The sequence below is a fragment of the Caballeronia sp. M1242 genome, assembly GCF_017220215.1.
Classification (GTDB): Bacteria; Pseudomonadota; Gammaproteobacteria; order Burkholderiales; family Burkholderiaceae; genus Caballeronia.
Window position 1 is genome coordinate 808,396 of the sequence record NZ_CP071130.1, and the last position, 24,091, is coordinate 832,486.

General features: G+C 64.3%; 22 protein-coding genes. 11 read left to right on the forward strand and 11 right to left on the reverse strand.

Going from position 1 to position 24,091, the window contains the following annotated elements; all coding sequences use genetic code 11:
- Positions 1-31: 31 nt before the first annotated feature.
- The 8 genes from JYK05_RS17205 to JYK05_RS17240 all read right to left on the reverse strand — a co-directional run bounded on the left by JYK05_RS17205 (position 32) and on the right by JYK05_RS17240 (position 7,151).
- A complete protein-coding gene (locus tag JYK05_RS17205; protein WP_206468392.1) occupies positions 32-895 on the reverse strand; it encodes an ABC transporter permease in 864 nt (287 codons plus the stop codon).
- The gene (locus JYK05_RS17210) at positions 892-1,968 is read right to left on the reverse strand and encodes an ABC transporter ATP-binding protein (RefSeq protein WP_175941791.1); all 1,077 of its coding nucleotides are present in this window, start codon (positions 1,966-1,968) and stop codon (positions 892-894) included. The genes JYK05_RS17205 and JYK05_RS17210 overlap by 4 nt, the downstream gene beginning before the upstream one ends.
- A 75-nt stretch (positions 1,969-2,043) precedes the next feature.
- Positions 2,044-3,216 (reverse strand): ABC transporter substrate-binding protein, encoded by a 1,173-nt coding sequence (locus JYK05_RS17215; protein WP_206468393.1) that lies wholly within the window; start codon positions 3,214-3,216, stop codon positions 2,044-2,046.
- 333 nt (positions 3,217-3,549) lie between these two features.
- On the reverse strand, positions 3,550-4,485 hold the full coding sequence (locus JYK05_RS17220) for a dihydrodipicolinate synthase family protein (protein ID WP_206468394.1): 936 nt from the start codon (positions 4,483-4,485) through the stop codon (positions 3,550-3,552).
- Between the two features lie 134 nt (positions 4,486-4,619).
- Positions 4,620-5,312, reverse strand: coding sequence for a FadR/GntR family transcriptional regulator (locus tag JYK05_RS17225; protein WP_206468395.1), 693 nt, complete (start codon positions 5,310-5,312; stop codon positions 4,620-4,622).
- A 148-nt stretch (positions 5,313-5,460) separates the two neighbouring features.
- Positions 5,461-6,297, reverse strand: a complete 837-nt coding sequence (locus JYK05_RS17230; protein ID WP_175941799.1) for a 3-keto-5-aminohexanoate cleavage protein — start codon at positions 6,295-6,297, stop codon at positions 5,461-5,463.
- A gap of 45 nt (positions 6,298-6,342) precedes the next feature.
- The gene (locus tag JYK05_RS17235; protein WP_206468396.1) at positions 6,343-6,624 is read right to left on the reverse strand and encodes a DUF3303 domain-containing protein; all 282 of its coding nucleotides are present in this window, start codon (positions 6,622-6,624) and stop codon (positions 6,343-6,345) included.
- 170 nt (positions 6,625-6,794) lie between these two features.
- On the reverse strand, positions 6,795-7,151 hold the full coding sequence (locus JYK05_RS17240) for a hypothetical protein (protein WP_206468397.1): 357 nt from the start codon (positions 7,149-7,151) through the stop codon (positions 6,795-6,797).
- 243 nt (positions 7,152-7,394) lie between these two features.
- On the opposite strand from JYK05_RS17240, the gene JYK05_RS17245 reads away from it, so the two are divergent.
- The 5 genes from JYK05_RS17245 (at position 7,395) to JYK05_RS17265 (ending at position 11,214) form a co-directional block, all read left to right on the forward strand.
- A complete protein-coding gene (locus JYK05_RS17245) occupies positions 7,395-7,703 on the forward strand; it encodes an EF-hand domain-containing protein (protein WP_371826429.1) in 309 nt (102 codons plus the stop codon).
- A gap of 13 nt (positions 7,704-7,716) precedes the next feature.
- A complete protein-coding gene (locus JYK05_RS17250; protein WP_206468398.1) occupies positions 7,717-8,430 on the forward strand; it encodes a response regulator in 714 nt (237 codons plus the stop codon).
- Positions 8,427-9,758, forward strand: a complete 1,332-nt coding sequence (locus JYK05_RS17255; protein ID WP_206468399.1) for an ATP-binding protein — start codon at positions 8,427-8,429, stop codon at positions 9,756-9,758. Before JYK05_RS17250 ends, JYK05_RS17255 begins: the two co-directional genes overlap by 4 nt.
- A gap of 62 nt (positions 9,759-9,820) precedes the next feature.
- On the forward strand, positions 9,821-10,504 hold the full coding sequence (locus tag JYK05_RS17260; RefSeq protein ID WP_206468400.1) for a Crp/Fnr family transcriptional regulator: 684 nt from the start codon (positions 9,821-9,823) through the stop codon (positions 10,502-10,504).
- 209 nt (positions 10,505-10,713) lie between these two features.
- Positions 10,714-11,214, forward strand: a complete 501-nt coding sequence (locus tag JYK05_RS17265) for a DUF3564 family protein (RefSeq protein ID WP_371826430.1) — start codon at positions 10,714-10,716, stop codon at positions 11,212-11,214.
- Between the two features lie 29 nt (positions 11,215-11,243).
- Here JYK05_RS17265 and JYK05_RS17270 read toward each other — a convergent pair whose 3' ends face one another.
- Positions 11,244-11,435, reverse strand: coding sequence for a DUF2964 family protein (locus JYK05_RS17270; RefSeq protein WP_175941813.1), 192 nt, complete (start codon positions 11,433-11,435; stop codon positions 11,244-11,246).
- 252 nt (positions 11,436-11,687) lie between these two features.
- Between JYK05_RS17270 and JYK05_RS17275 the strand changes: the two genes are divergently transcribed.
- On the forward strand, positions 11,688-12,113 hold the full coding sequence (locus JYK05_RS17275) for a phasin family protein (RefSeq protein WP_175941815.1): 426 nt from the start codon (positions 11,688-11,690) through the stop codon (positions 12,111-12,113).
- 3 nt (positions 12,114-12,116) lie between these two features.
- Here JYK05_RS17275 and JYK05_RS17280 read toward each other — a convergent pair whose 3' ends face one another.
- Positions 12,117-14,243 (reverse strand): serine/threonine-protein kinase, encoded by a 2,127-nt coding sequence (locus JYK05_RS17280; protein WP_206468401.1) that lies wholly within the window; start codon positions 14,241-14,243, stop codon positions 12,117-12,119.
- Between the two features lie 393 nt (positions 14,244-14,636).
- Here JYK05_RS17280 and JYK05_RS17285 point away from each other — a divergent pair, with 393 nt between their 5' ends.
- From JYK05_RS17285 to JYK05_RS17295, 3 genes are all read left to right on the forward strand, one after another.
- Positions 14,637-14,927, forward strand: coding sequence for a hypothetical protein (locus JYK05_RS17285; protein ID WP_206468402.1), 291 nt, complete (start codon positions 14,637-14,639; stop codon positions 14,925-14,927).
- A gap of 30 nt (positions 14,928-14,957) precedes the next feature.
- Positions 14,958-15,218, forward strand: coding sequence for a hypothetical protein (locus tag JYK05_RS17290; protein ID WP_206468403.1), 261 nt, complete (start codon positions 14,958-14,960; stop codon positions 15,216-15,218).
- Between the two features lie 157 nt (positions 15,219-15,375).
- Positions 15,376-15,591, forward strand: coding sequence for a hypothetical protein (locus JYK05_RS17295; protein ID WP_206468405.1), 216 nt, complete (start codon positions 15,376-15,378; stop codon positions 15,589-15,591).
- 10 nt (positions 15,592-15,601) lie between these two features.
- On the opposite strand, the gene JYK05_RS17300 is transcribed toward JYK05_RS17295, so the two are convergent.
- On the reverse strand, positions 15,602-20,035 hold the full coding sequence (locus JYK05_RS17300; protein ID WP_206468408.1) for a DEAD/DEAH box helicase: 4,434 nt from the start codon (positions 20,033-20,035) through the stop codon (positions 15,602-15,604).
- Positions 20,036-20,184: 149 nt separating this feature from the next.
- On the opposite strand from JYK05_RS17300, the gene JYK05_RS17305 reads away from it, so the two are divergent.
- Both JYK05_RS17305 and JYK05_RS17310 read left to right on the forward strand, forming a co-directional pair.
- A complete protein-coding gene (locus JYK05_RS17305; protein ID WP_206468412.1) occupies positions 20,185-21,480 on the forward strand; it encodes a hypothetical protein in 1,296 nt (431 codons plus the stop codon).
- Between the two features lie 213 nt (positions 21,481-21,693).
- The gene (locus JYK05_RS17310) at positions 21,694-24,090 is read left to right on the forward strand and encodes a phosphoketolase (protein ID WP_206468415.1); all 2,397 of its coding nucleotides are present in this window, start codon (positions 21,694-21,696) and stop codon (positions 24,088-24,090) included.
- Position 24,091 lies beyond the last annotated feature (1 nt).

A 24,091-nucleotide genomic window follows, 5' to 3' on the forward strand; every position in this document is an offset into this window, starting at 1 on the left:
CAGGCGGGCGCCGCGCGGTTGTCGGTTGCCATTATCCCTTCCCTCCGGTCACCGGGCCGGTGTAGAAGAAGCGGCGCGCGCCGAGCATGCCGCCCACGACCAGCAATTGCACGAAGCCCATCACGATCGCGATCGTCGATGCGAGCGAATAGTCGTAGCTTTCGAACGCAGCTTCGGACGCGGCGATCGAGATCACGCGCGTCGGACCTGCGGGCGCGCCGAGCAGCACCGCCGACGGAAACACCGAAAACGCCTGCACGAACGAAAGACACGCGGTCATCGTGAGACCGGGCAGCAACAGCGGCAGATAGATCTGGCGGAACTGCTGCCACGGACTCGCGCCGAGCGTGGCGGCGGCGCGCGCGAGCGTCGGGTCGATCCCTGTCACGTACGAAAGCGTCAGCAGGAACGCGAACGGAAAGCCCGACACGATCAGCGAAATGAGCACGCCCCAGTAGTTATGCGTGAGCCGCACTTCGTCGCCATAAAGATGAAGCGCCTGAACCGCCTGCGGGAACCAGCCGTTCGGGCTGAAGTACGTGAGCATGCCGTCGGCGATCAGCACGGTGCCGAGCGTCACCGGAATGACGAGCAGCGTGGTCACGAACTTCTGATACGGCGACGAGCGCCGCAACGCGAACGCGACCGGCACCGAAATGCCGACGTTGATGATCGTCGCGGGCACGGCGAGCTTCAGCGTGACGATGATCGTCGGCCACATCGACGTATCGGTGAAGAACGTCACGTAGTTCGCCCATGCGCCGCCGCCGTTCATCGGATTGAACGACAGCATGAGTCCGTACGCGAACGGATAGATGAACAACGCGATGATGAAAACGAGCGCCGGCGCGACGAGCCAGCCCTTCGGGTCGCGCTGCGCTGGAAGCGCGATCATTTTTCTTCTCCGTACACGAGCGCCTTCGCCGGCGACACGCGCAGCACGATTCGCTCGCCTTCCGCGCATTCGCCCGCGATGCGTGCCCACAGCTTGCCGAACGCAGTATTCACGCGAATCAGCGAATCGCGGCCGCCGTATTCGACAGTCTCGACGTGCGCGTCGAACGCGTTCTGATCGCCGGGCGCGGCGCGTTCCATGTCTTCCGGACGCAGCGCGACGCTCACGTTCTTGCTGTCGAAGCCTTCCATCGGCGTGCCGAAGAGACGCACGCCGTTCGCGCTCACGGCGACCGTATCGCCCTGCGTGCCTTCGAGCGTGAACGGCGCGACATTGCGAAAGCCCATGAAACGCGCGACATGCAGGTTCTTCGGCCGCGAATAGACTTCTTTCGGCGGCGCGACTTGCTGCACGACGCCCTCCTTCATCACGACGATGCGATCCGCCATCGAAAGCGCTTCGTCCTGATCGTGCGTCACGTAGATGGTCGCGCGCTCCAGCTTGCCGTGAATGCGGCGGATTTCGGCGCGCATTTCGATGCGCAGCTTCGTGTCGAGATTCGAGAGCGGCTCGTCCATCAACACGAGCGGCGGTTCGATGACGATCGCCCGCGCGATCGCCACGCGCTGCTGCTGGCCGCCCGAGAGCTGGCCGGGGAGCTTCGCGTCGTGGCCCGTGAGTTGCACGAGTTGCAGCGCCGCTTTCGCGCGTTTGACCGCTTCCGCTTTCGACACGCCGCGCATCTTCAGTCCGAAGCCGACGTTATCCAGCACGGACATATGCGGAAAGAGCGCGTAGTTCTGAAAGACCATGCCGAAGCCGCGCTTCTCGGGCGGCAGGACGTCGATACGCTTGTCGTCGAGCCAGATGCCGCCGCCCGTCAGCGGCTGCAATCCGGCGATGCAGTTCAGCGCGGTCGACTTGCCGCAGCCGGACGGCCCGAGCAGCGCGATGAACTCGCCGCGCTGGATGTTGAGATCGAGTCCCTTCAACGCGGCGAGCTGATGTCCCTGCGCGTTGGTGAAGCTGCGCGAGACCGAGTCGAGGCGCAACTGCTCAAAAGTGTGCTTCATGGCGATTTCCCGTTGCGCGAGCGGCGACGCCCCCGAAGGAGCGCCGCCGCCCAAAGCCCTGCGAGTGCGATGTGCTTACTTCGTCTTCTGCGCGCCGATCTCGCGGTCCCACTTCTGGAACGCGGCGACCATTGCCTGCGCATTCAGCGGCACGACGTGCGGCCTGTCAGCCAGCAGCTTCGCGTACTCGGGGCGGCCGAACTTCTGAATCACTTCCTGGCTCTTCGCGGGCGCGGCGGACAGCGGCACGTCCTTGACTGCCGGGCCGGGATAGAAATAGCCGTCGTCGTACGTCAGCGCCTGTTGCGCGGGCTCCAGCATGAAGTTCATCAGCTTGTAGAGCACGTCGAGCTTTTCTTTCGGCACGCCCTTCGGAATGACCATGTAGTGAGCGTCGTTCACCCACGTCATGTTGTCGAACGCCTGCACCTTGAATTCAGCCGGCACGATGCCGAGCGCGCGCGGATTGATGTCCCATCCGGTCACCGTAACGGTCATGTCACGCGTGCCTTCGCCCAGCTCCTTCATCACGGCCGACGTGCCGCCCGGGTAGTAAGGAATGCAGTCGTTCAGCTGCTTGAGGAACGCCCAGGTCTTGTCCCAGCCGTTGACCGGGTCCATCGGATTCTTGTCGCCGAGCACGTACGGCAGGCCCATCAGGAACGTGCGCCCCGGACCGGAGTTGGCCGGACGCGCGTAGATCAGCTTGTTCGGATGCGCCTTGCACCACGCGAGCAACTGATCCGGCGTCTTCGGCGGATCGCTGACCTTGGCCGGGTTGTATTCGAGCAGCGGGCCGGCGGGCATGTAGGTCACTTCGAGACCGTAGCCTTGCGCGATGTCCTGCATCTTGCGCGGACCGGGCGCGTACTTGTCCAGCACGCCGGGGAACACGGCGGCGTGCTCGGGCAGCAGCTTTTCCCACAGGCCCTGCTGGATGCCGGCGGCGAGCGCATCGGTGCCGGTCACGACGAGGTCGATGTCCGAGCGGCCTGCCGCCTGCATCGCCTTGATCTTGCCCGGCAGTTGCGGCGCGGGCGCGTTGGTGAACGTGATGCTGGACACGAGGTCCGGGTACTTCGCCTTGAACGCTTCGAAGCCCTTCTGCGTCAGTTGAAGATTGCCGGCGACGTCCACGATGTTGATCGCCACCGGGTCTGCCGCCTGAGCCGCGCTCGTCGCGAACGCCGCGCTCACGGCGACGCACAGCGCCGCCAGTTTCACTGACAGTCCTGCCTTGAAAGCCATGTTGTCTCCTCACTTCTCTCGCAACCGCTATTGGGACGAGGTCCGGTCGCTTGTCGATTCTGTCGATGAAGTCGATCGCCGGCCTGTTCGTGCTTCGTTCTGATCGTGCTCGGTGCGCTGTCTCTTGGTCTGTCGGTCGGCGCCCTCGCATCGTTATTAGCTCACGAAGCTGAAAAATAGCCAACCGAATCATCGTATGTCAAGCAAATCGGCAGTGGCTTTCCCTGTTTCCTTGCAGCATAGAAAGGCAGTTTCATGCGTGGTGGCGCGGCGTTGCGGCCGGCTGTCGGGATATACCCGGAGCGCGCCGTTACCCCGCTTGTTTTACTTCTTTTAACCGGCGTTTCCTGCCAGCGTGCGGTCGAATGCCAGCAGAGCCCGCGCTTCGCGCTCGACGGCGGGCAGCGCATGCTCAGGCGTTGCGGAAAGGAGCGGCAGGATCGGACCCATGTCCGCGATGCCCGAAAGCGTGACGGCGTCGTGCAGCACGCGTATCAGCGAGATGTCGTCCCGCAGTGTTTCGAGCGGAAGAAAGCGGTCGTAGAGATGCTGCGCTTGGCCCGCCTCTTCGGCCTTCGCGGCGCGCAGCAGCCCCATCACGGCGTGCGGAGCGATGCAACCCGAGCCGGTCGTCCAGGCGGCGAGGCCGAAGTCGCGCGTGTGGAGCAGCGCGGGCCGCTCGCCCATACCGGATATCACTTGCGACGCCGGCACGCTGTCGAGAAGCCGCCGCAGGAACGGATCATCGGACGGGTCGGGACGCACGATCGCATATTTGACGGCGAGCAGCGTGCCGTCGGCGACGAGCGCCGCGAGCGTATCGACGTCGATGTAGTCCTCGCTCTTGATGTAGAGCGTGAACGGCATGCCCGCGATATCAGTCAGCCGCCTGAGGCCCGTTGCGACGCCCTGCGGCGTGGTGAATCCTGCGAGCGGCAGGACCATCGCGGTGCGGTAGTCGGTCTGCGCAAGAATGCGCGCCTGATCGAGCATCTTTCCGTAGTCGGGGCCTATCGCCGGAATGACGCGCGTTTGCGGCCCGGCGATTCGCGCCAGCATGTCGAGCAACTCACGGTATTCGCTCACTGCGACGTGATAGAGGTTGGCATTGCCGCCGTACAGCAGCGCGCGTACGCCGCCAGCTTCGATATGCGCCACCAGCGCGCGGTTCTGAGCCTCGTCGAGCGAATAGTCGCCCCGCCGCGCAAGGGGCGGCACGGCCATGACGCTTTGGGAGAACTCACTGACGGTGATCGGTTCGACTTTCATGAATGACGCCTCGCTTGGCATGGGCTGACCGTGCGTGGAAGCTAGCAAAGGCGGTATCAAGTTGTCAAACAACTTCACGGACCAAAGCGTTAATCAGCGTTTTCCCGCATGCGCCGACGAGAGTCGTATGACATCTAGTTGCCGAACATGCGCTCCAGGGCGCCAGCAAGATGCGTTTTCATCGCCTGACCGGCGCGAGCGGAGTCGCGTGCGCGAATGGCTTCGAGGATATCGCGGTGTTCACGCTGCACGAGCCGCTGCCGTTCGAGCGTCTTCACAAGCGACAGATTGCGCGAGAGATTCATGCTGAAGACAACCTGCTCTTCGATGAACGATATCGCGCTGATGAAGAACTGGTTCTTGGATGCGCGCGCCACTGCGAGATGGAACGCGAAGTCATCGCTCGCGCCGATGCCCTGCTGCGCTTCCACCACGCGCTCCAGTTGATTCCACGCTTGCTCGATGGCGTGAAGATCGTCGTCATCGGCTTTCTGCGCCGCGAGTTCCGCCGCGCCCGCCTCCGTGACGATGCGGAATTCGTAGCAGCGGCGAATGTCGGAGAGCGTTTCGAGCGGGGCGAAGCGCCGCACGTCCGGATCCGGGCGGCGGCCGACGGTCGTGCCCGAGCCGCGCCGCGTCACGATGATGCCGTCGGCGCGCAGACGCGCCAGCGCCTCGCGCACGGTCGGCCGGGAAGTCGCGAAGCGGTCCGCGAGCGCGTGCTCGGTCATGAGCCGGTCGCCTTCCTTGAACTCGCCTTCGATAATGCTGTTGAGAATGTCGCTGTAGATGCGGTCGGCCAAGCCGGGCGACTTACGCTCGTTCATGTTCACGCTGGACAGCTTGTCAGGGTAGACGACGATTGTAAGGCAGATTTTCTGGCAATTGGCTTCCGCGTCGTTGGCATTGAGTCCGGCGAGGCACCCGACGCTCGCGGGCGCCCGCCGTATCTTCAAGCCGTCTCAGCGCGAACCGTTAGAGCGAAAGCAACCGGCGCGCCTCCTTCGCGCTCGCCACCGGACGCCCGTACTCCGCGCACAACGACGCCACCCGGCTCACCAGTTGCGCGTTGCTCTTCGCGAGCGTGTCTTTGTCCCAGCGGACGTTGTCTTCGAGACCGGTCCGGCAGTGGCCGCCCATCTGTAGCGTCCAATGATTCACTTCGAGCTGATGCCGCCCGATGCCCGCCGCCACCCACGTTGCGTCGGGCAAATGCTTCTTCAGTTGCTCGACTTCGAACTCGAGAATCTCGCGCCGCGCCGGCAATGCGTTCTTCACGCCGAGCACGAACTGCACATGGACCGGCCTCTTGAGCAAGCCTTGATTTACCAGATCGACCGTGCTGTACAGCATCGCCAGATCGAAGACTTCGATTTCGGGCTTCACGTTGTGATCGAGCATGAGTTGCGCGAGCGAGCGCACGAAGTCGGGCGGATTCTCGTACACGATCGTCGGAAAGTTCACCGAGCCCGTGGCAAGCGACGCCATATCCGGCTTCAGGTCCAGCATCGCGCCGCGCTGCTCGAACGATCGTCCGCGCCCGCCCGTCGAGAACTGAATGATGATGTCCGGGCAATGCTTGCGGATGCCGTCCTGTAGTTCTTCGAAGCGATGCCGGTCCGAACTCGACCGCTCTTCTTCGTCGCGCACATGCAGGTGCACGAGCGTCGCGCCGGCTTCGTACGCCTCGTGGGTGCTTTCGATCTGCTCGGCAATCGTGATGGGGACCGCCGGATTGTCCTTCTTGCGCGGCACCGACCCCGTAATGGCGACGGAAATGATGCACGGTTCGTTGGTAGTGGCTTGCGTCACGCTTGTCTCCTGTCCGGGGTATCCCCGATTTCGCCGCGAAAACGTCTAACGCCGCCCGGCCGCGTCGGCGAGCAGCTTGCCGAGCTGTTCATCCGTCTGTGCGGGCATGATGTCGAGCGTGAACAGATCGGACCATTCGTACGCCCATCGCGCGACCGGCTCGATGTCGTCGCTCTCTGCCACGCCGAAGCCGTGTATCGACCCGATGCCGTGCCAGCGCCCGAGCAATCGGACGCCGTCCGGCGGCGCGCCGGCGTTCTGAAGAAACCGCTCCGCTGCCCGCTCGCGGACTTCGGGCAGCGCGGTCCAACTGACGATGAACAACATGGCTCGGCCCTCCTTCTGACGATTGCCACGCGACGAACCTAATGCGCCGACGTGGTCCATTCAGTATAGAAGCCGTGGATGCGTCTTCGCAGGCTTGAGCGCAAGCATCGGTCCCGCGTCCGCGCGTTCGCATGGCGCGGGCGAAATGCACTATGCTCATTGCATCGCGGTCAACGCACGACGACCATCGGCGCGGCCACGACCGGCTGCGCATACAAGACGCGCACGGGCGGCGCGTACACGCGGACCGGCGCGCTCACGACCACGACCGGCGGTTTCATCGGCGGCGGCGGCGGCGCGATCACTGCAACCGGCGGCGCGACCGGCACGGCGACGACCGTGCGTGCGGGCACATAGTAGTAAGGCGGCGCGGGCGGCGCGTAGTAGTAGACCGGACGCGGCGGCGGCGCATAGACCACGGCTGGCGCGACGTAGGAGACCTGAACGGCCGTTCCCGCCGACGCGCTCTGCGTGCAGGTCAACGTGAAAGCGGCGGCAGCGGAAAGACTGAGCAGACGGATGTTCATCGTAATGTCCTTTCGTATCGATGGTTTGAATCGCTGAAGGCGCGACCCGAGCAACGATAGCCAAAGGAGAAACGAAAGCGTTAGCGGCAACTTGTGTCGCCGTATGTCGGCGCGGCGCATGACTGCGGACCACGAAATATCTCGACATGATTCGTAGCGCCGCTGTGATTGCCTTCGATGCGCGCCTCAATAAAAATCTCTGTCACCGATTACTTCGCTTTGCATCTCGACAAGGAGAACGTCGTGCAGAAGATTGCCGCTTCAATTGCCTCATTGGCCACATGCCTCGCCCTTCTTTCCGCTCCCGCGTTCGCGCAGACCGCGACGCAGCCGATGGGCGTCTCGCCGCGCGTCGAACGCGGCATGCAGATGCTGCAAACGCGCTTCGCGCAAGCGAACGTCACGCATGACGGCAAGCTCACGCGCGATCAGGCATCCACCGGCATGCCGATGGTCGCGAAGCACTTCGACGAGATCGACGCGCAGAAAAACGGCTACGTGACGCTGCCGCAGATCGAAGCCTTCATGCGCGAGCACGCCGCGCAACGCTGACCGGGGCCATGTCATGGAAACCGCGCCGAAGATCATCGTGCTCGATGACGAAGCCGAACTGCGCAACATGCTTCAGCGGTTTCTCACGTCGCAAGGGTTCGAGGTGCGCGTCGTGGAAAACGGCAAGCGCCTCGACCGTTATCTTCAGCGCGAACCGTACGACCTGCTCGTGCTCGACTGGATGATGGAACCGGAAGACGGCCTCTCCGTGTGCCGCCGCTTGCGCGCCGAAGGCCATACGCTGCCCATCCTCATGCTCACCGCAAAGGGCGATCCGGTCGACAAAGTAGTCGGACTGGAAACCGGCGCGGACGACTATCTGGCCAAGCCGTTTCTGCCGCAAGAACTCGTCGCTCGCGTGCGCGCGCTGCTGCGTCGCCAGAAAATCGCAGCAGGAGATCCGACGTTGACCACGCAAGTCATTCGCTTCGGCGACTTCCGGCTCGATCTCGGCAAGCAACGCCTCTTTCGCGGCGGCCAGCCGTTCGAGATGCACTCGGCGCAGATGCAGTTGCTCAACGCGCTCGGATCGTCGCCGAATCGCGCGGTGAGCCGCGATAACCTCATCGCCCGGACGCGCGGCCGCGAACACGACGCGCTCGACCGCAGCATCGACGTGCAGGTGCTGCGCCTGCGTCAACTGATCGAAGAGGATCCCGCCAAGCCGCGCTTCATCAAGACCGTGTGGGGCGTCGGCTATATGCTGCTCGCGGATATCGAGCCGTGAGCCTCGCGCCGCGCTCGCTTTTCGCGCGCAACGTGCTGCTGCTCGTCGCGCTCGTCGCGGTGAGTCAGGTCTGCGCGCTCGCCGTGCTCCTGCACTTCATCCAGACGCCGCGCATCGAGCGGGCCGCCGCGACGTTCGCCAGTTACATCGAGACACTCGATACGGTGCTGCGCGACATGCCGGCCGGCACGTCACGTCTCGACGCCCGCGCCGATTTGCCTTCGAGCGCGAACACGGAGCCGCCTCGCTCGTGGCTGCGCTTTTATCGGACGTATCAGCGCGATACGTTCGTCGAAAGCCTGCGTCGTCATCTGCCCGCCGACATGCCCGTGCGCTGGCAAGGCGCCGAGACATCCGCCGATGCGCAGCAGCGCTTGTGGATTCGCGTGCACATCGCAGGTGAGCCGCGCTGGATCGCGCTTCCCGTGCCGGAAGCCGCGCATGACGACGGGCTGACCACGACGCTTTTGCTGTCGCTCGGGCTCGGCGCGCTCGCCATCGCGACGGCGTACGCGATCCAACGCCACCTGAACCGCCCGCTTGCCGATCTCGCCGATGCCGCTCGGCGTTTGTCCGCGGGCGGCGAGCCGGGCGTGTTGCCGACCGACGGCCCGACCGAGATTGCGCAGGTGAGCGCCGCGTTCAATCGCATGACAGCGGCGCTCGCCGAAGCCGAGGCCACGCGCGCGCTGATGCTCGCCGGCATCTCGCACGACATCCGCACGCCGATGACCAAGCTGCGCCTCGCCATGGCGATGTCATCGGTGCCGTCGGTGGACGCATCGTTCGCGGCATCGGCGGAAGGCTATCTGGACCAGATCGACACGATCCTCCAGCAGTTCATGGACTACGCGGGCAGCGGCGCGAAAGAGTCGCCTGTCGTCGGCGACATCAATGCGCTGGTCGCGAACCTCGCCGCGGATTTCGCGGGTCTCGGCCACGAGTTCGCGCTGTCGCTCGGGGACATACCGCCGTTCGCGTTCCGTCCCATCGGCATGATGCGCATGCTGATGAATCTGATGCAAAACGCGGTGCTGTATGGCGTCGTCGGGCTCGGCGTGCGCACGTGGATGGACGAAAACACGCGCAGCGTCTGCATCGTCGTGGAGGATCGCGGCAAGGGACTCGGCACGCACGACGCGGAGTCGCTCAAGCAGCCTTTCAAGCGCGGCGGCGGCGAAGGACAGCCCAAGGGCACGGGCCTCGGACTCGCCATTGTGGAGCGCATCGCGCGGCTGCACGGCGGCACGCTCGAACTGCGTCCACGCGAAGGCGGCGGCGCAGAGGCGCGGATCGTCCTGCCGCTGGCCGATGCCGTTGCGAATTGATGCATTCCCGTTGCGCGCGGCGTAGACCATACTGGAAGCGTGGAACTTGCAGGAGAACGGGCATGGTCACCGCTACTGATTCCGCCGACGCGCGTCGGCCCGCCGCCCTGCATGTGCACTTTGCGGACACCGACGGCATCGCGTTTCCGACTCGTTCAGTCGTTCGCGGCGACGCGCTCTATTGCGCCGCCGAGCCGCTTCGAAGCCTCTATACGGTGCAGTCCGGCAGTTTCAAGAGCGTCGCCGTCTGCCTGCCCGCCGCCGACGACACCGCCCCGCGCGCCCAGGTCACCGCTTTTCATTTGGCAGACGAAACGCTCGGGCTCGATGGCATCTGCACCGGCTGTCATCAGAGCGACGCCGTCGCGCTCGAAGATAGCGTCGTGCGCATCATGCCTGTCGGCATTCTCGAGCCGCTGTGCCGTGAATATGCGCGGATGCAGCATGCGCTGCTCGCCATCATGAGCGTGGAAATCGTGCGCGCGGCACGGCTCGCGCTGATGCTCGGCACGTTGCCGGCGCGCGAACGCGTCGGCGCATTCCTGCTCGATTTGTCGTCACGGCTTGCCCCAGACGATTGCGCAGACATGCTGCTACCCATGACGCGCGCCGATATAGCGAGCCATCTCGGACTGGAACTCGAAACGGTGAGCCGGGCGTTGTCGAAGCTGCAACGCGAGCACGCCATCGAACTCACCGGACGGCGTTTGCATATTGTCGACCGGGCGCGGCTCGCGCACGTCTGACGATCGTTCGTTATGCCGTCTATCTTTCGCGAAAGTCCGATTCCGGGCGCGAACCGGACGCAGTGGTGCACGGCGCACTCATCCGGCGCTCGTCTACATAGGGATTTCCACGCGAATATGACGGTTGTCGTCAAAGCGTCAACGGCCGAGACTATGCTTGGAGCACGCGCGCGTGAAGTTTCACGACATCGGCACCGGACTTGCTTTTGATGGCCCGTGAACCCAATGTCTCGCGCATAGTCGAACCCGATTCGAAGCTCCAGCGACGCAACCCACAACACGCCGCTAACGCAGTCAGCGTCCGCCCCGTCGAAACTCGTTTCATGGAGGATGTCATGCGTATTACCGTCAAGCTGGATGGTTTCGAAGGCGCGCCACCCGCCGCCTATGCCATCCTGTGGCTCGACAAGGAAACTCGCCGCTGGTCGCGCGAAGGCCATCTGTCGGTGGATGTGCCGGACTGGGGTGGACTCAGTTCCGCGGCGGACGGCACGCTGATCTGCCATCCGCATGCGCAGCAGCCCGTCTGCAAGCTTGAAGAACTCGATGTGGAAGCGCCCGGCGGCCCGCCCGAAGGCGTCGCCGGGCGCGTGCTGTGGTATGCGGAGGGCGCGTCGAACCCGCGCGTCGGCCGCTGGCATGTGCAGTGCGTCGATCGCGCGCAAATCAAGGCCGAGCACAGCGTATTCGCCGGCGACGAATACTTCTGACGCGGCGCACGCCGAGGTCGGCAAAATTGTCAGGCGTGGTCTTCGGGCATCGGCATCAAGAGGACCGCGAATGACGTGACGCCGATCAGAACGGCGAGCGCGCCGTAATCGAGCGCGGCCTGCCTGTCGAAGACAAGGCCGTGCAACGCGACCATGATGCCCGCGAGCGCCACGAAAACCGCGATCGCCGCCGCGACGATGCGCGCTTCGGCTTTGACCATCGCTTATCTCCACGCCGCCTCGTGCGGCTTCTTCATTCTTATGATGGTCGTTTGCGGCGAGCCGCATTTGACCTGAATCAAGTCGTCCGTTGCGCGATCTGGTGTTTTCCCTTGCCCCATTTCGGACACGTATATTGGTAGTATCAGGAGCCGGCCGCTCGTATTAAAACGGCGGCAAACGGCGCACTGCCGCGTGAAGGCGACGGTCATCGAATCGCGCCCGCGCTTGTCCGAATGAACCTGGGAGGCAAGATGAATCAATCAAAATTCAGCGATCCGTTCAGCCAGTTTGCCGCCATGTTCCAGCAGTATCAGCTACCAGGGTTCGACGTCACCGCCATCATGGAATCGCGGCGCAAGGACGTCGAGGCGCTCGCGGCGACCAATCGCGTCGCGTTCGGCGGCATCGAGGCGTTGCGCGACAAGCAGCTCGAAATCCTGCGCCGCACGCTGGGCGATCTCGAGTCCATCGCGAAGCAGATCGCGTCGTCGTCGGGCAAGCCGCCGTTCAATGCGAACGAGGTCGTGCAGCGCGCGCTGCACAACGCGCTCGCCGACATGCAGGACATCGCGCGCACCACGCAGCAGACGCAGGCCGAAGCCTATGCGCTCGTGAGCAAGCGCATGGAGGAAGCGTTGCAGGAACTGAAGGCTGCGGTCGAGAAGCCGCAAAGCTAACGCTCACTTCTTCGGCTGCGTCGTGATCTGAACGATATCGACGGCCACCCGCTCGCGACCGTAACGGGCCGCGAGCGCGGCGAGCCGCTTGTCGACCGCGCGCAGATACTCGGGCTTCGCCTCGCTGTCGGGGCGCGGGGCGTCGAAAAGCGGCGCGGGCGCGACCGTGAGCACGATCATCTCGGCGCCGAACGGCTTGCCGACCACCCAGTCGCCCATGCTGCCCAGCGTCGCGGTATAGCCGGGCGGCGCCTGATTGTCGCGAGCATGCGCGTTCGGCAGCAGATGCACGACGCTGCCGTCGAGCATGAAGTAATCGACATTCACGTACGAATCGAAGCCGGGAGTCATCAGCTCGACGATCAGCGGATCGCCTTCGGTCAGCCGCGTCTGGTTGGATCGCGTATGCACGGACGCGGGCCGGCCCGATTGCCGGTTGGTCGTCCAGTACGGGCCGAGAACCTTGAGCAGATCGCACTTGTCGTCGGCGACCGGCTGCACGCCGAAGTTCGTCGTCCTGACGCCCGGCACGCGCCCGAGCGCGCCCTTCAACTGCGTCAGGCCGTATTGCTCCGACACGAACCCTTGCACGTCGACGGTCTGGTCGTGAACCGACGCAACGAGCGCCGAGCACGGCACGCTCGCAAGGACCGGCGTGACGGCGGCCATCGTGAGCGTCGGCGTCGTGGCGGCGGGGATAGCGGGCGTGATCGCGGGCTTTTCGGGCGTCGGCATGGGTGTCGGCGGAGCGACCGCGACGGCAGGCGGCGCATTCCCGCCCTTCTTGTGCGCGACGACGTAATACGCTGCTCCTCCGATCAGCGCGAGCGCGACCGCGCCGATCACGGCTGTCGGCAAGCGCGCGGGCATCGCCTTCGGTGATCGCGACGCGGCTGGCAACTCCTCGCTGATCTCATCGAGAAACTGTGCGACAGTCGGCGTGCGCGCTTCGCGCTCGAACGCAAGCGCCGCCTTGAGCGCCTTCCATTGCTTGTTGCCGAGTTGCTCGGGACGCTGCGGCTTCATGCCCGCGCTCTTGGCCTGCGTCGCCGGAACACGGTCGAACGGATGCTTGCCGGTCAGTAGCTCATAGGTGATGCAGGCGAGCGCGTAGATATCGTCGCGCGGGTCGGGCTCGCGATGTTCGAGCATCTCCGGGCTTGCGTACGCGGGCGTGAGCGCACCGAGGCTGCCGGGATCGAACACGGTGGCTTCGCTTTCCTCTTCCGGCCGCTGAATCGCCCGAGCGATGCCGAAGTCGATGACCTTCACTTCCGACGCATCGGTCACGAACACGTTCGCGGGCTTGAAATCGCAATGCACGAAGCCGCGTTCGTGCGCGTAGGCGAGCGCGGTCGCCATGCCCTTGAAGAGCGGAAAGACCTGCTCGAACGGCATGCCCTTATAGTTCGGCGTGCGAAGCATTTTAGACAGCGGCTGACCGGACAGATATTCCATCGTCAGATAGACGATGGCGTTGTCGCGGTCGAAGTCGTACACGGTGACGATATTACGGTGCGCGAGCTGCTGCGCCTTGCGGGCTTCGCGTTGCAGCGCGATCAGCGACTTCGGGTTGCCGCGGAACTGCAGATTCAGCACCTTGATGGCGACATACGGCCGCCTGTCCGACGCCTCCAGCTTGCGCAAATCGAGCGCCTTATAGACGGTGCCCATCCCGCCTATACCGAGACATTCCTCGAGCACGAAGCGATTATTGAGCGTGTCCCCGACGCCCTTCACTTGTTCCGTGTCCGCGAGCACTTGCGTCGCCTGGCCCGATGTCGCGCCGCTCGGGTCGCTGCCCGCGCCCGGGGCGTTGGTCACGCGCGGCGGCAACGGAGGCGGAAAGTCCGGCGGCGCGCGCATGCGCGTTTCGTCATGGCCCGGCTCGAACGCGGTACCGGGTTCGCCTTCGAAGCGCGTGCGCGCCGTGTGCTCGATACGGCGGCGGATGGCGGCATAGATATCCGGCGGCAAAGGATTAGCCGCGTGGGCTTCGTCGAGGATCTGCATGAGCCGCGCGGGCGGGCTGCGCTCGGCGGCCAGTGCGCCGTCGACCCCCGCAAAGAACGCGTCGCGCGACCCGCCTTCGCCCCGGTATGCGCGAAGCGATTCTTGAAAGCTAGTCATCTGTGCGACGCGTTGCGGCTCCGGATGAACGTGGTCGGCCGGCCATGCACTTGTCGTAACAAACGCCGGTGGTTCGTTCGATACTAGCCTTCGTATCCGGCTTAAGCAAATGGCGTTTTATCCGATGCGCGGCATCGCGCACATGTCTTTCGCAGACCGACACAATTCATTCGGCTGTTGGGTTCGGCGCGGCATCGACGAGCCTTCGCCTCCTCGTTTGATGCCCAATTGCTCGACGCGCGATTCTCGCAAAAGCCCATGAAACAAGGCACTTCCAGCGTTTTCTGCCGCGACACACAGCGCTTGGCACACCCTATGCGTTGAACTGGCCCGAGCAGACATGTTGCTCGAATCCGCAACCGAACGCGCCATGCGCACCCAAGGAGAACCGCTATGAAGACGCTGACCATCAAAGACCTGCCCATCGCCGAACAACTCGATCGCCGCGCGATGTCCGCCGTGCGAGGCGGCATGGGCTACTTCGTGCCGAGCTTCGACTTCTCGAAGACGTCGCTCTCGTTCAACACGCAGCAAATGGTGCAGCAAGAGCAGAACACGTCCAGCCAGAACGGCGTGAACGTCGCGTTCGCGAGCGACATCGATGCCAAGGTCAAGCCGGTCCAGACCGCCAGCAACTCGAGCAACATCAACATCGGCGGCGGTCTGGGCATGCTGCGCGCCTGACCTACGAATCTCTTCGCGAGGAGCACCATCATGTCGTCCATCGTCGTACGGGACTTGTCCCACAGCAAGGAGCTGGACTGCCGCGCGATGTCCGCCGTCACGGGCGGGCAAGCCTACGGTCCGTATGCGAACGTCAACGTGAACGTCGGCATTCTGCAGAACATCTCGCAGTTGCAGAACGTGAACGTCAACACGCTCAATGACGTCGGCGTAATCGGCGCGAACTTCGGCGCGCCGTCCATCAACGTCGATCCAAAGCAGTTCGCGAATCTGAAGGCCGCAGTGTTCTGATGCGCCACGTGCATCGCCAACGACAAGCGCCCCCCAAGAGCGTCGGCGGCGAAAGGCTTCGGCCTTTCGTCGCCCGTTGGCTTTTGTTAGACGCAACCACGCGCCCGGTTGCTTCCTATACTCAATGGGACGCGGCACTCATCAAGGAGAAGCAGTCATGGCTGTCATCAAGATCAGGGACCTCGCCGACAGCGTCGAGCTGGACCGGCAAGCGATGGCCAGCATCGCCGGTGGCGCGCGCGAGCGCATGCGTTCGTCGTTCCGCATTCTGCATGCAAACCCGCAGCGCGTGGTCGATTACCCCGGCGTGCCCGTGAAAGACGTGCCCGTGCAGCAGCCGGGACCGTTCGTTCACAGGCTGGTATCGAAGTGATTCAACGCGCTCAGTCGGGAACTGCCATCTGACGCGCGGACGACGTGCCCAACGACCGCGCGCTTCGTTTGACGAGGGCAAGACGCACGCGCTCGCGCATGGGCGCGTCGGCGTCGCCGAAAACATGCGTCTTTCCCGCGATCACCGCGCCGACCGGCACACCATCCAGATAAAGCACGCGGTTGCCCGCCAGCGCCGGCACTTTGTCGCCCGGAAGCAGCGTTCCGGCGAGGTTCAGCGGATCGACCGCGCTCAACGCGACGAATGCGCCCTCCTTTGGCCGCCTGCGCATCTCGCGCAAAAGCGGCACCGCCTCGGGCAGCGCGAACTGCTCGCCCGCGAGTCCCGCCACGAAACGCCCGCCGCGTATCTCGCCACGCGCTTCCAGCCGGTGATAGACGCGCAGCAGCTCCCGCCACGGCGGCAGCCATTGCGCCTCGCGTTCGAGCAGCCGCCAGAACACGACGCCGTAGCGCCGAAGCAAGGTAAGCGCGACGTGCTCGGCATCGCCGCCGTCATGATCGGGGCTCGCGCGATGCAGCAGCGCCCAGCGGCCTGCATCGTCCATTCCGCCGATGAAAAGCCCGCCGCCCGGTCTGCGCGTGCGCCGCGAGATCGCGTTGCGCTTGGCGGCGGGCGCGAGCAACGCGCGCAGGCCCGCGAAGCTGTCGGCGTTTACGAGACCGAGCGCGACGAGTTCGCCGAGCGCGTCCTCCAGTTCGGTGCGCAGCATGCGCGTGTCGGCGAGCAGTTCGTCGAAGAACATCGCGCCGTGCGCCGACAGTGCATCGAAAACGCGCTCGGCACGCGACGACAGCGCGGGCGCTTCGTCCGGGCGCATCAGCGCGTTCCACGCCGCGAGCGCGCGTCGCGGCAGCAGCACGATCGGCGTGCCGCGCACGGGACCACCCGCAGCGCGCATGCGTCCCGCCGGACGCGACCACGTGATCTTGCCCGCGCGGCAAATCTCGTCGAGCCACATGCCGGAATAATCCGCGATGCGCGCGGGCAGAATCTCGTCCTCCCACGCGACGGCGGGCGCCTCGAAGCCTTCGAGCTGTTCGAGCACGGCGAGCAACGCGTCGCGACCCTCGCCACGCGCATCGGGCGCGACGCGCTGCCACTCGAACAGGAAGCGCATGAAGTCTTGCCGCTCGACCGGCTCGATCTCGCGACGCAGCCGCCGCACCGTATAGCGATGAATGCGCGCGAGCAGATGGCGCTCGCACCACTGTTCATCGACGCCGGATGTGCCCGATGCATTCGGCATGAAATGGCCGCGCATCACATAGCCTTCCGATTCGAGGCGCGTTAACGCGACCGCGACGGACGATGCCGGCAGCGCCAGCGGCCGCGCGATCTCCGCCAAGGTCAGCGGGCCGAAGTCTGACAGCCGCGCGCGCACGATTTCCACGAGCGCGTCGTCGGCGGTCCACACCGCGTCGAAGCCGGGCGGCGGCGTGAGGCGCGGGTGCATCGGCGCGCGTTCATAGACGGCGCGCAGCAGCGAGAGTCGCTCGACGGGCGTCCACAAGCCGTCGTGCTCGGCAATCTGCAGGCGCGTCGCGCGGCCGGCGCGGGCCAGCGCGTCGAGCCATGCAGGCCAGCCGTCGCTCGCGGCGGCTTCGGCGTCCGTCACCGCGGCGAGACTCGTCAGCGCCTCGTGCATTTCGTCGGCGCTCGTCACGGTGGGCCACGCTTCTGCCCGCACGCTCGCGATGGCGTCGGCATCGAGCGCGCCGAGATCGTCCGTCGAGTGCGGATCGGTCCAGCGACGCGCGAGCACGGCCTGCGTGCGGCGTTCTTCGAGCGGGGCGTCGTCGAGGAAGGCATACGGCCGCGCCGACAGAATCTCGGCGGCGAGCGGCGATGGCGCAGGCAAGTCGCGCGTGACGAGCCGCACGTCGCCCGCCTCGATGCGCCGCAGGAGCGCGAGCCACGCGTCGCTGTCCATTGCATCGTGCATACAATCGTCGATGGTCTGCTGGACGAGCGGATGCGCCGGCACGTCGCGCTCGCCGACGACGTTTTCCGCGCACGCGACCTGGTCCGGAAACACGGCCGCGAGCAGATCCTCGCTCTTCATCCGCTGCAATTGCGGCGCGACCTTGCGCCCGCCCGCGTAACGCGGCAGCGCGAGCGCGTTGGTCGCGTTCCACCGCCAGCGCACGCCGAAAAGCGGCGCGTCGAGCAGCGCCTGAATCAGCACATGCTCGGCGGTGGCCGATTTCAGATAGCGCCACACGTCGTCGAGCATGAAGCTATGGCTACCGGTCAGCGACAGCACGATCGCGTCCTCGGTCGCCGCCGCCTGTAGCTCGAAATTGAACGTGCGGCAGAACCGCTTGCGCAGGGCGAGTCCCCACGCGCGATTCACGCGGCTGCCGAATGGCGCGTGAATGACGAGTTGCGTGCCACCGGATTCGTCGAAGAACCGCTCCATGACGAGCGTGTCCTGCGTCGGCAGAACGGAAAGCGCCGCGCGCGAGCGGGCCAGATACTCGACGATTTGCCGCGCCGCTTCCGTGCCGATGCCCGTTTCGTCGGCAAGCCAGCGGACCGTGGTATCGACGCGCGTTTCGGCATCTTGCATCTTGCATGCAGCATTAGGCATGCAAGATTCGGCGCGCGCGCTGTCGCCCGATGCGAGGCGCGCATCGATGTCCGCGCGCAATCGCGAGATCGCGAACGAAAGCTCATCGCTGCGGCCCGGCGCTTCACCGAGCCAGAACGGAATGTTCGGCGGCTGGCCGTTCGCGTTCTCGACGCGCACGCGCCCGCCTTCCACGCGCAAGATGCGGTACGACGTATTCCCGAGCTGGAAGATGTCGCCGGCAAGGCTCTCGACGGCGAAGTCCTCGTTGACCGTGCCGACCTGCAAGCCTTGCGGCTCGAGCAACACGGCGAAATCCGCGTTATCGGGAATCGCCCCGCCCGACGTCACGGCCGTGAGCTTGCCGCCGCGCCGGGCGCGCAGCGTGCGGCTGACCGCATCGCGGTGCACGTAAGCGGCGCGCACGCCTTGGCGCCCCGTGTAGCCTTCGGCCAGCGTGCGCAGCACGGCGTCGTAGCGCGAGCGGTCCAGCGTCGCGTACGGATACGCCCGGCGGATACGCTCGAAGAGCGCATCCTCGCCCCACTCGCGGCACGCCACCTCGGCGGTGATCTGCTGCGCGAGCACGTCGAGCGGCGCGCGCGGAACCGTGAGGGCGTCGAGCTCGCCGCGCCGCACGCAGTCGACGAGCGCGGCGCATTCGATGAGGTCATCGCGCGAAGTCGGAAAAAGCCGTCCTTTCGGCACGCCGCCGACATGGTGCCCCGAACGCCCGACGCGCTGCAGAAATGCGCCGATGGAGCCGGGCGAACCGATTTGGCATACAAGATCCACATCGCCGATGTCGATGCCCAGTTCCAGCGAAGCGGTGGCGATCAGCACGCGCAATTCGCCGCGCTTCAGACGCTGTTCCGCGTCGAGCCGATGCTCCCGCGCAAGGCTTCCGTGATGCGCCGCGACGGCCTCCTTGCCGAGCCGGTCCGTCAGATGCCGCGCCGCGCGCTCGGCCATGCGCCGCGTATTCACGAAGACGAGCGTCGTGCGATGCTGCGCGGACAACTCCGCGAGCCGGTCGTAGACGCGCTCCCACATGTCGTTGGACATGATCGCTTCGAGCGGCATCGGCGGAAGTTCGAGCGCGAGATCGCGTGCGCGCGCGTGCCCCACGTCGACGATGTCGCAGGAACGGCCTTCCCCCGCGAGAAACTTCGCGACGAGCTCGATAGGCTTCTGAGTCGCCGAGAGCCCGACGCGCACGGACGGCGCCGCGCCGCGCTCCTCGCACAGCGCGTCGAGCCGCTCCAGGCTCAGGCTCAGGTGCGATCCGCGCTTGCCGCCCGCCACGGCGTGTATTTCGTCGACAATCACGGTGCGCGTGGTCGACAACATGCCGCGGCCGGAGTCGGACGAAAGCAGCACGTAGAGCGATTCCGGCGTCGTCACGAGAATATGCGGCGGTCGCTTCTTCACCGCGTTGCGCTCCTGCTGCGTGGTGTCGCCGGTCCGCACGGCGGCGCGAATCTCCGGCGCGGCCGCGCCCATCTCCCGCAACTCGCGCGCAATGCCCGCAAGCGGCTCTTCGAGGTTCACCCGGATGTCGTTCGACAGAGCCTTAAGCGGCGAGACATAGACGACGCGCGTTTCGTCGGGCAAAACGCCGCCGCCCGCGATGCCGTCGCGCACGAGCTCATCGAGCGCGGCGAGAAAGGCGGTGAGCGTCTTGCCCGAACCAGTGGGCGCTGCGACGAGCGTGGAGCGGCGGGCATGAATGAGCGGCCACGCGCGCGCCTGCGCGGCGGTCGGCGCTGCGAAGTGCGCGCGGAACCAGTTGACGACAGCGGGATGAAAGCCCGCGAGAGCGTCGCCGGGCGATGTGAAGTCGGCGGTCATCGACACATTCTAGGGGTGGTTGCGAAACCGCGTTTTGCATTCTGCATGCCGTTTTCGGACAGATCCCAATCGACCGGGCGTTGATTGCGGCCATCCTACGGCCGTCCCGGCGCGCCTTCCGCCGCTTCTGCCATTTGCATACCGCATTCATGATCGTCATCACCCTGCTTTTCGACCACGCGCCCGGCGCGCTCGCCAATCATCGCCGGTATGCTCGCACGCACGGTTACCGGCATGTGGAGATCGACCTGTCCGAACTGTCCAGCAGCAGCGCGCATGTGCTGTGGATGTTCAAGTATGAAACGCTGCTGCAATGGCTCAACAAAGCCGAACCCGGCGCAATCATCATGCTGTTGACGCAGAACGCCGCGATCATCGGCGCCATGCCCTTGCCCGAGTTACTCGAAGGCCGCGACTGGCTTCTTACCTGCGAGGACTCGCCGCATCCGCAGACCGATATTCAGGTTTGGCGCAACACCGAAGACGTTCGCCGTAAGCTGTATAAGCTGGTGACGCATTGCCGGTTCAGCGTCGAGCTTCCCGCGAAAGAAGGCATGCTGCTGTGTGATTTCGATGCGCTTCCTTTTCCCACCATCATCGGCGGGGTTCATGCGTCCCTGCCCGCTGCGGTCGCGCTCGAAAGCGTGTGGGCGAAGTGGCCCGCTTTCTCCGTATGCATCCGCGAAGAGCCGCAGCATCGGCGGTTTCGCACGGCGCTGTTCGCGCATATCAACGCATGCACGGCGCGGGGCTCGCCGTTCCTGTCCTTCTTCGGCGCAGACACGGACCAAACGTGCGCACAAAGCGTTTATCAGCCCGGCCAGCCCATCGCCGTGGTCACGCTCTATACGCCGAATGTCGCTCGCTACGGGCGCATTGCAGAGGCCAATTTCAGGCGCTATTGCGCGCGCCATGGCTATACGCTGTATGTTCACCGCGAGATCCCGGCGCATCTGAACGACAGCAAGACAGCGGGCAACTGGCTCAAGCCCGCTCTCTTGCGCGAATATCTGCCGCATCACGAATGGGTCTTCTGGGTCGATGCCGACGTGCTCTTCAACGACATGAATCGCACGCTGGAATCCATCATGCAGGGACAGGATGCGCTATTCGCCCGCGATGTCGGCACCTGGACGTTCAACTCCGGCATCATGGGCTTTCGCCGCACGCAAGCCAACTACGACGCGTTCCATCACATTCTGCACGAGTGCTCGCAACTCGACGACAAATCGAGTGTCTATGCGAATAAGGGCGATCAGTACTTCTTCATTCGCGAATACGAACGGCATGCGGACTTCGACGCGACGCGCATCGCGTCCTTCATCGAGTGGAACACGCCGTGGATCTACCGGCGTCCCGACAGCTTCATGGTGCATTACATCGGCGTATGGGAAGACAATAAAGCCTTGCTGATGGATTACGATCTCGCGCAGTCCGCCGTGTAATGAGCCGCGCCTGAGCTTTGTCAAAACTTCGTCGCGAGAACACAAGTATGATGTTGCGCGACGCTTCCATATTCTTCTCGCTTCTCAGGGGCGCGCGCTCGATACGCCCCTGAAATTCACTGCGATCCATCACACGACTCCGACCTAGCCGAATCACTCGCATCAAGCCGCAAGCCGACGCTCGACCCGAACTTTCACCGCAAGGAGAAGCAATTGAACGACGTCCAAGGCAAGACCGCGACGCACACCCCTCTCGCTCCCGACGTGCTGCGTAATATCGACGCCTATTGGCGCGCCTGCAATTACCTCTCGGTCGGCATGATCTACCTGCGCGCCAATCCGTTGCTGCGCGAGCCGCTCAAGCCCGAACATATCAAGCGACGTCTGCTCGGCCATTGGGGCTCCGACCCTGGGCAGTCGTTCGTGTGGGTGCATCTGAACCGCCTCATCAAGCGCGACGATCTCAACGTCATGTTCGTCTCCGGACCCGGCCACGGCGCGCCCGCGACGCTCGCGAACTCGTATCTCGAAGGACATTACTCGGAGATCTATCCGGACCGAAGCCCTGACGAGCGCGGCATGTTGCGGCTCTTTCGCGCGTTCTCGTCGCCGGGCGGCATCGGCTCGCATTGCACGCCGGAAACGCCGGGTTCCATTCACGAAGGCGGCGAACTCGGCTACAGCCTGTCGCATTCTTTCGGCGCGGCCTTCGACAATCCCGACCTAATCGTTGCGACGATGGTAGGCGATGGCGAAGCGGAGACCGGCCCGCTCGCGACCTCGTGGCATTCGAACAAGTTTCTCAATCCCGCGACCGATGGCGCGGTGTTGCCGATCCTTCATTTGAACGGCTATAAGATCGCCAATCCGACCATCCTCGCGCGCATACCGCACGACGAACTCGAAGCATTGTTCACGGGCTATGGCTACGCGCCGTATTTCGTCGAAGGCGATGAGCCTGAGACGATGCATCAGTTGATGGCCGCGACGCTGGAACGCTGCATCGGCGACATTCGCGCGATACAGCAGCGCGCTCGCGAGAACCCTGCCGATGTGACGCGTCCCCGCTGGCCGATGATCGTGCTGCGCTCGCCGAAAGGCTGGACAGGTCCGAAGGAAGTGAATGGTCACAAGGTCGAAGGCTTCTGGCGTTCGCATCAGGTGCCCGTGCTGGATCCGGCGACGAACTACAAGAGTCTTGCTGTACTCGAAGACTGGATGCGAAGCTACAAGCCGGAAGAACTCTTCGATGAAGACGGACGCCTCGTCGAAAGCCTGCGTGAACTGGCTCCCGTGGGCGGCCGGCGTATCAGCGCAAATCCGCACGCAAACGGCGGCTTGCTGCGCCAAGCGCTCGATATGCCGGATATCCGCGATTACGCCTTCAAAGTCGAGAGCGCGGCGAGCGTCTATCATTCGCCGACGATGGTCCTCGCAACCTTTCTGCGCGATGTGATTCGTCGCAACATGCAGAGTTTCCGTCTTTTCGGCCCGGACGAAACGGCAAGCAACAAGCTCGACGGCGTGTATGAAGCATCGGGCAAACGCTGGCTCGCGCAAATAAAGCCCGAAGACGCCGACGGCAGCGCGCTCGCAACAGATGGCCGCGTGATGGAGATGCTTTCCGAGCACACGCTCGAAGGCTGGTTCGAAGGCTACGTATTGACGGGGCGTCACGGCCTCTTCGCGACGTACGAAGCGTTCGTGCATGTTATCGATTCGATGTTCAATCAGCACGCGAAATGGCTGGAAAAAGCGAAGAAGGAGCTCTCGTGGCGCGCGCCTGTGCCGTCCATCAATCTGCTCATCACGTCGCTTGTCTGGCGTCAGGACCATAACGGCTTCACGCATCAAGACCCGGGCTTTCTCGACGTCGTCACCAACAAGAGCCCGGAGGTCGTGCGTATCTATCTGCCGCCGGATGCGAACTGCCTCCTGAGCGTGGCGGATCATTGCCTGCGCTCGCACGACTATGTGAACGTGATCGTCGCGGACAAGCAACCGCACTTGCAGTACCTCAACATGCAGGACGCGATGGTGCATTGCGCGAAAGGCATCGGCATATGGAACTGGGCATCGACCGATCAGAATCACGAACCGGATGTGGTCATTGCATCGGCAGGCGATATCGCGACCATGGAAGCGCTTGCCGCCGTCGAGATTCTCAAGACGCAATGCCCTGACCTGAAGATCCGCTTCGTCAATGTGGTGGATCTGTTCAGACTGATGCCCGACACCGATCATCCGCACGGCTTGTCGAATCGCGATTTCGATTCGCTTTTTACGCGCGACAAGCCCGTGATCTTCAACTTCCATTCGTATGCGTCGCTCGTGCACAAGCTCACGTACAACCGCACGAATCACGACAACATGCACGTGCACGGGTACCGCGAACGCGGCAACATCAATACGCCGTTCGAACTCGCCATCATTAACGGCGTCGATCGCTACAGCCTCGCTATCGATGTGATCGACCGCGTGCCGGGTCTTTCGAGCACGGCGGCGCATACGAAGGAAATGCTCAAGAATCAGATCATTGAGAGCATTCGCTATGCGCACGAGGAAGGCATCGATCGGGACGAGATCCGCGAATGGACGTGGAAGGGTTGAT

Excerpts from the sequence above, each read along its gene's own strand:
- JYK05_RS17205 (WP_206468392.1), bottom strand. The coding sequence starts at position 895 with ATGATCGCGCTTCCAGCGCAGCGCGACCCGAAGGGCTGGCTCGTCGCG.
- JYK05_RS17210 (WP_175941791.1), bottom strand. The coding sequence starts at position 1,968 with ATGAAGCACACTTTTGAGCAGTTGCGCCTCGACTCGGTCTCGCGCAGC.
- JYK05_RS17215 (WP_206468393.1), bottom strand. The coding sequence starts at position 3,216 with ATGGCTTTCAAGGCAGGACTGTCAGTGAAACTGGCGGCGCTGTGCGTC.
- JYK05_RS17220 (WP_206468394.1), bottom strand. The coding sequence starts at position 4,485 with ATGAAAGTCGAACCGATCACCGTCAGTGAGTTCTCCCAAAGCGTCATG.
- JYK05_RS17225 (WP_206468395.1), bottom strand. The coding sequence starts at position 5,312 with ATGAACGAGCGTAAGTCGCCCGGCTTGGCCGACCGCATCTACAGCGAC.
- JYK05_RS17235 (WP_206468396.1), bottom strand. The coding sequence starts at position 6,624 with ATGTTGTTCATCGTCAGTTGGACCGCGCTGCCCGAAGTCCGCGAGCGG.
- JYK05_RS17240 (WP_206468397.1), bottom strand. The coding sequence starts at position 7,151 with ATGAACATCCGTCTGCTCAGTCTTTCCGCTGCCGCCGCTTTCACGTTG.
- JYK05_RS17250 (WP_206468398.1), top strand. The coding sequence starts at position 7,717 with ATGGAAACCGCGCCGAAGATCATCGTGCTCGATGACGAAGCCGAACTG.
- JYK05_RS17260 (WP_206468400.1), top strand. The coding sequence starts at position 9,821 with ATGGTCACCGCTACTGATTCCGCCGACGCGCGTCGGCCCGCCGCCCTG.
- JYK05_RS17265 (WP_371826430.1), top strand. The coding sequence starts at position 10,714 with ATGGCCCGTGAACCCAATGTCTCGCGCATAGTCGAACCCGATTCGAAG.
- JYK05_RS17270 (WP_175941813.1), bottom strand. The coding sequence starts at position 11,435 with ATGGTCAAAGCCGAAGCGCGCATCGTCGCGGCGGCGATCGCGGTTTTC.
- JYK05_RS17275 (WP_175941815.1), top strand. The coding sequence starts at position 11,688 with ATGAATCAATCAAAATTCAGCGATCCGTTCAGCCAGTTTGCCGCCATG.
- JYK05_RS17280 (WP_206468401.1), bottom strand. The coding sequence starts at position 14,243 with ATGACTAGCTTTCAAGAATCGCTTCGCGCATACCGGGGCGAAGGCGGG.
- JYK05_RS17285 (WP_206468402.1), top strand. The coding sequence starts at position 14,637 with ATGAAGACGCTGACCATCAAAGACCTGCCCATCGCCGAACAACTCGAT.
- JYK05_RS17290 (WP_206468403.1), top strand. The coding sequence starts at position 14,958 with ATGTCGTCCATCGTCGTACGGGACTTGTCCCACAGCAAGGAGCTGGAC.
- JYK05_RS17295 (WP_206468405.1), top strand. The coding sequence starts at position 15,376 with ATGGCTGTCATCAAGATCAGGGACCTCGCCGACAGCGTCGAGCTGGAC.
- JYK05_RS17300 (WP_206468408.1), bottom strand. The coding sequence starts at position 20,035 with ATGACCGCCGACTTCACATCGCCCGGCGACGCTCTCGCGGGCTTTCAT.
- JYK05_RS17305 (WP_206468412.1), top strand. The coding sequence starts at position 20,185 with ATGATCGTCATCACCCTGCTTTTCGACCACGCGCCCGGCGCGCTCGCC.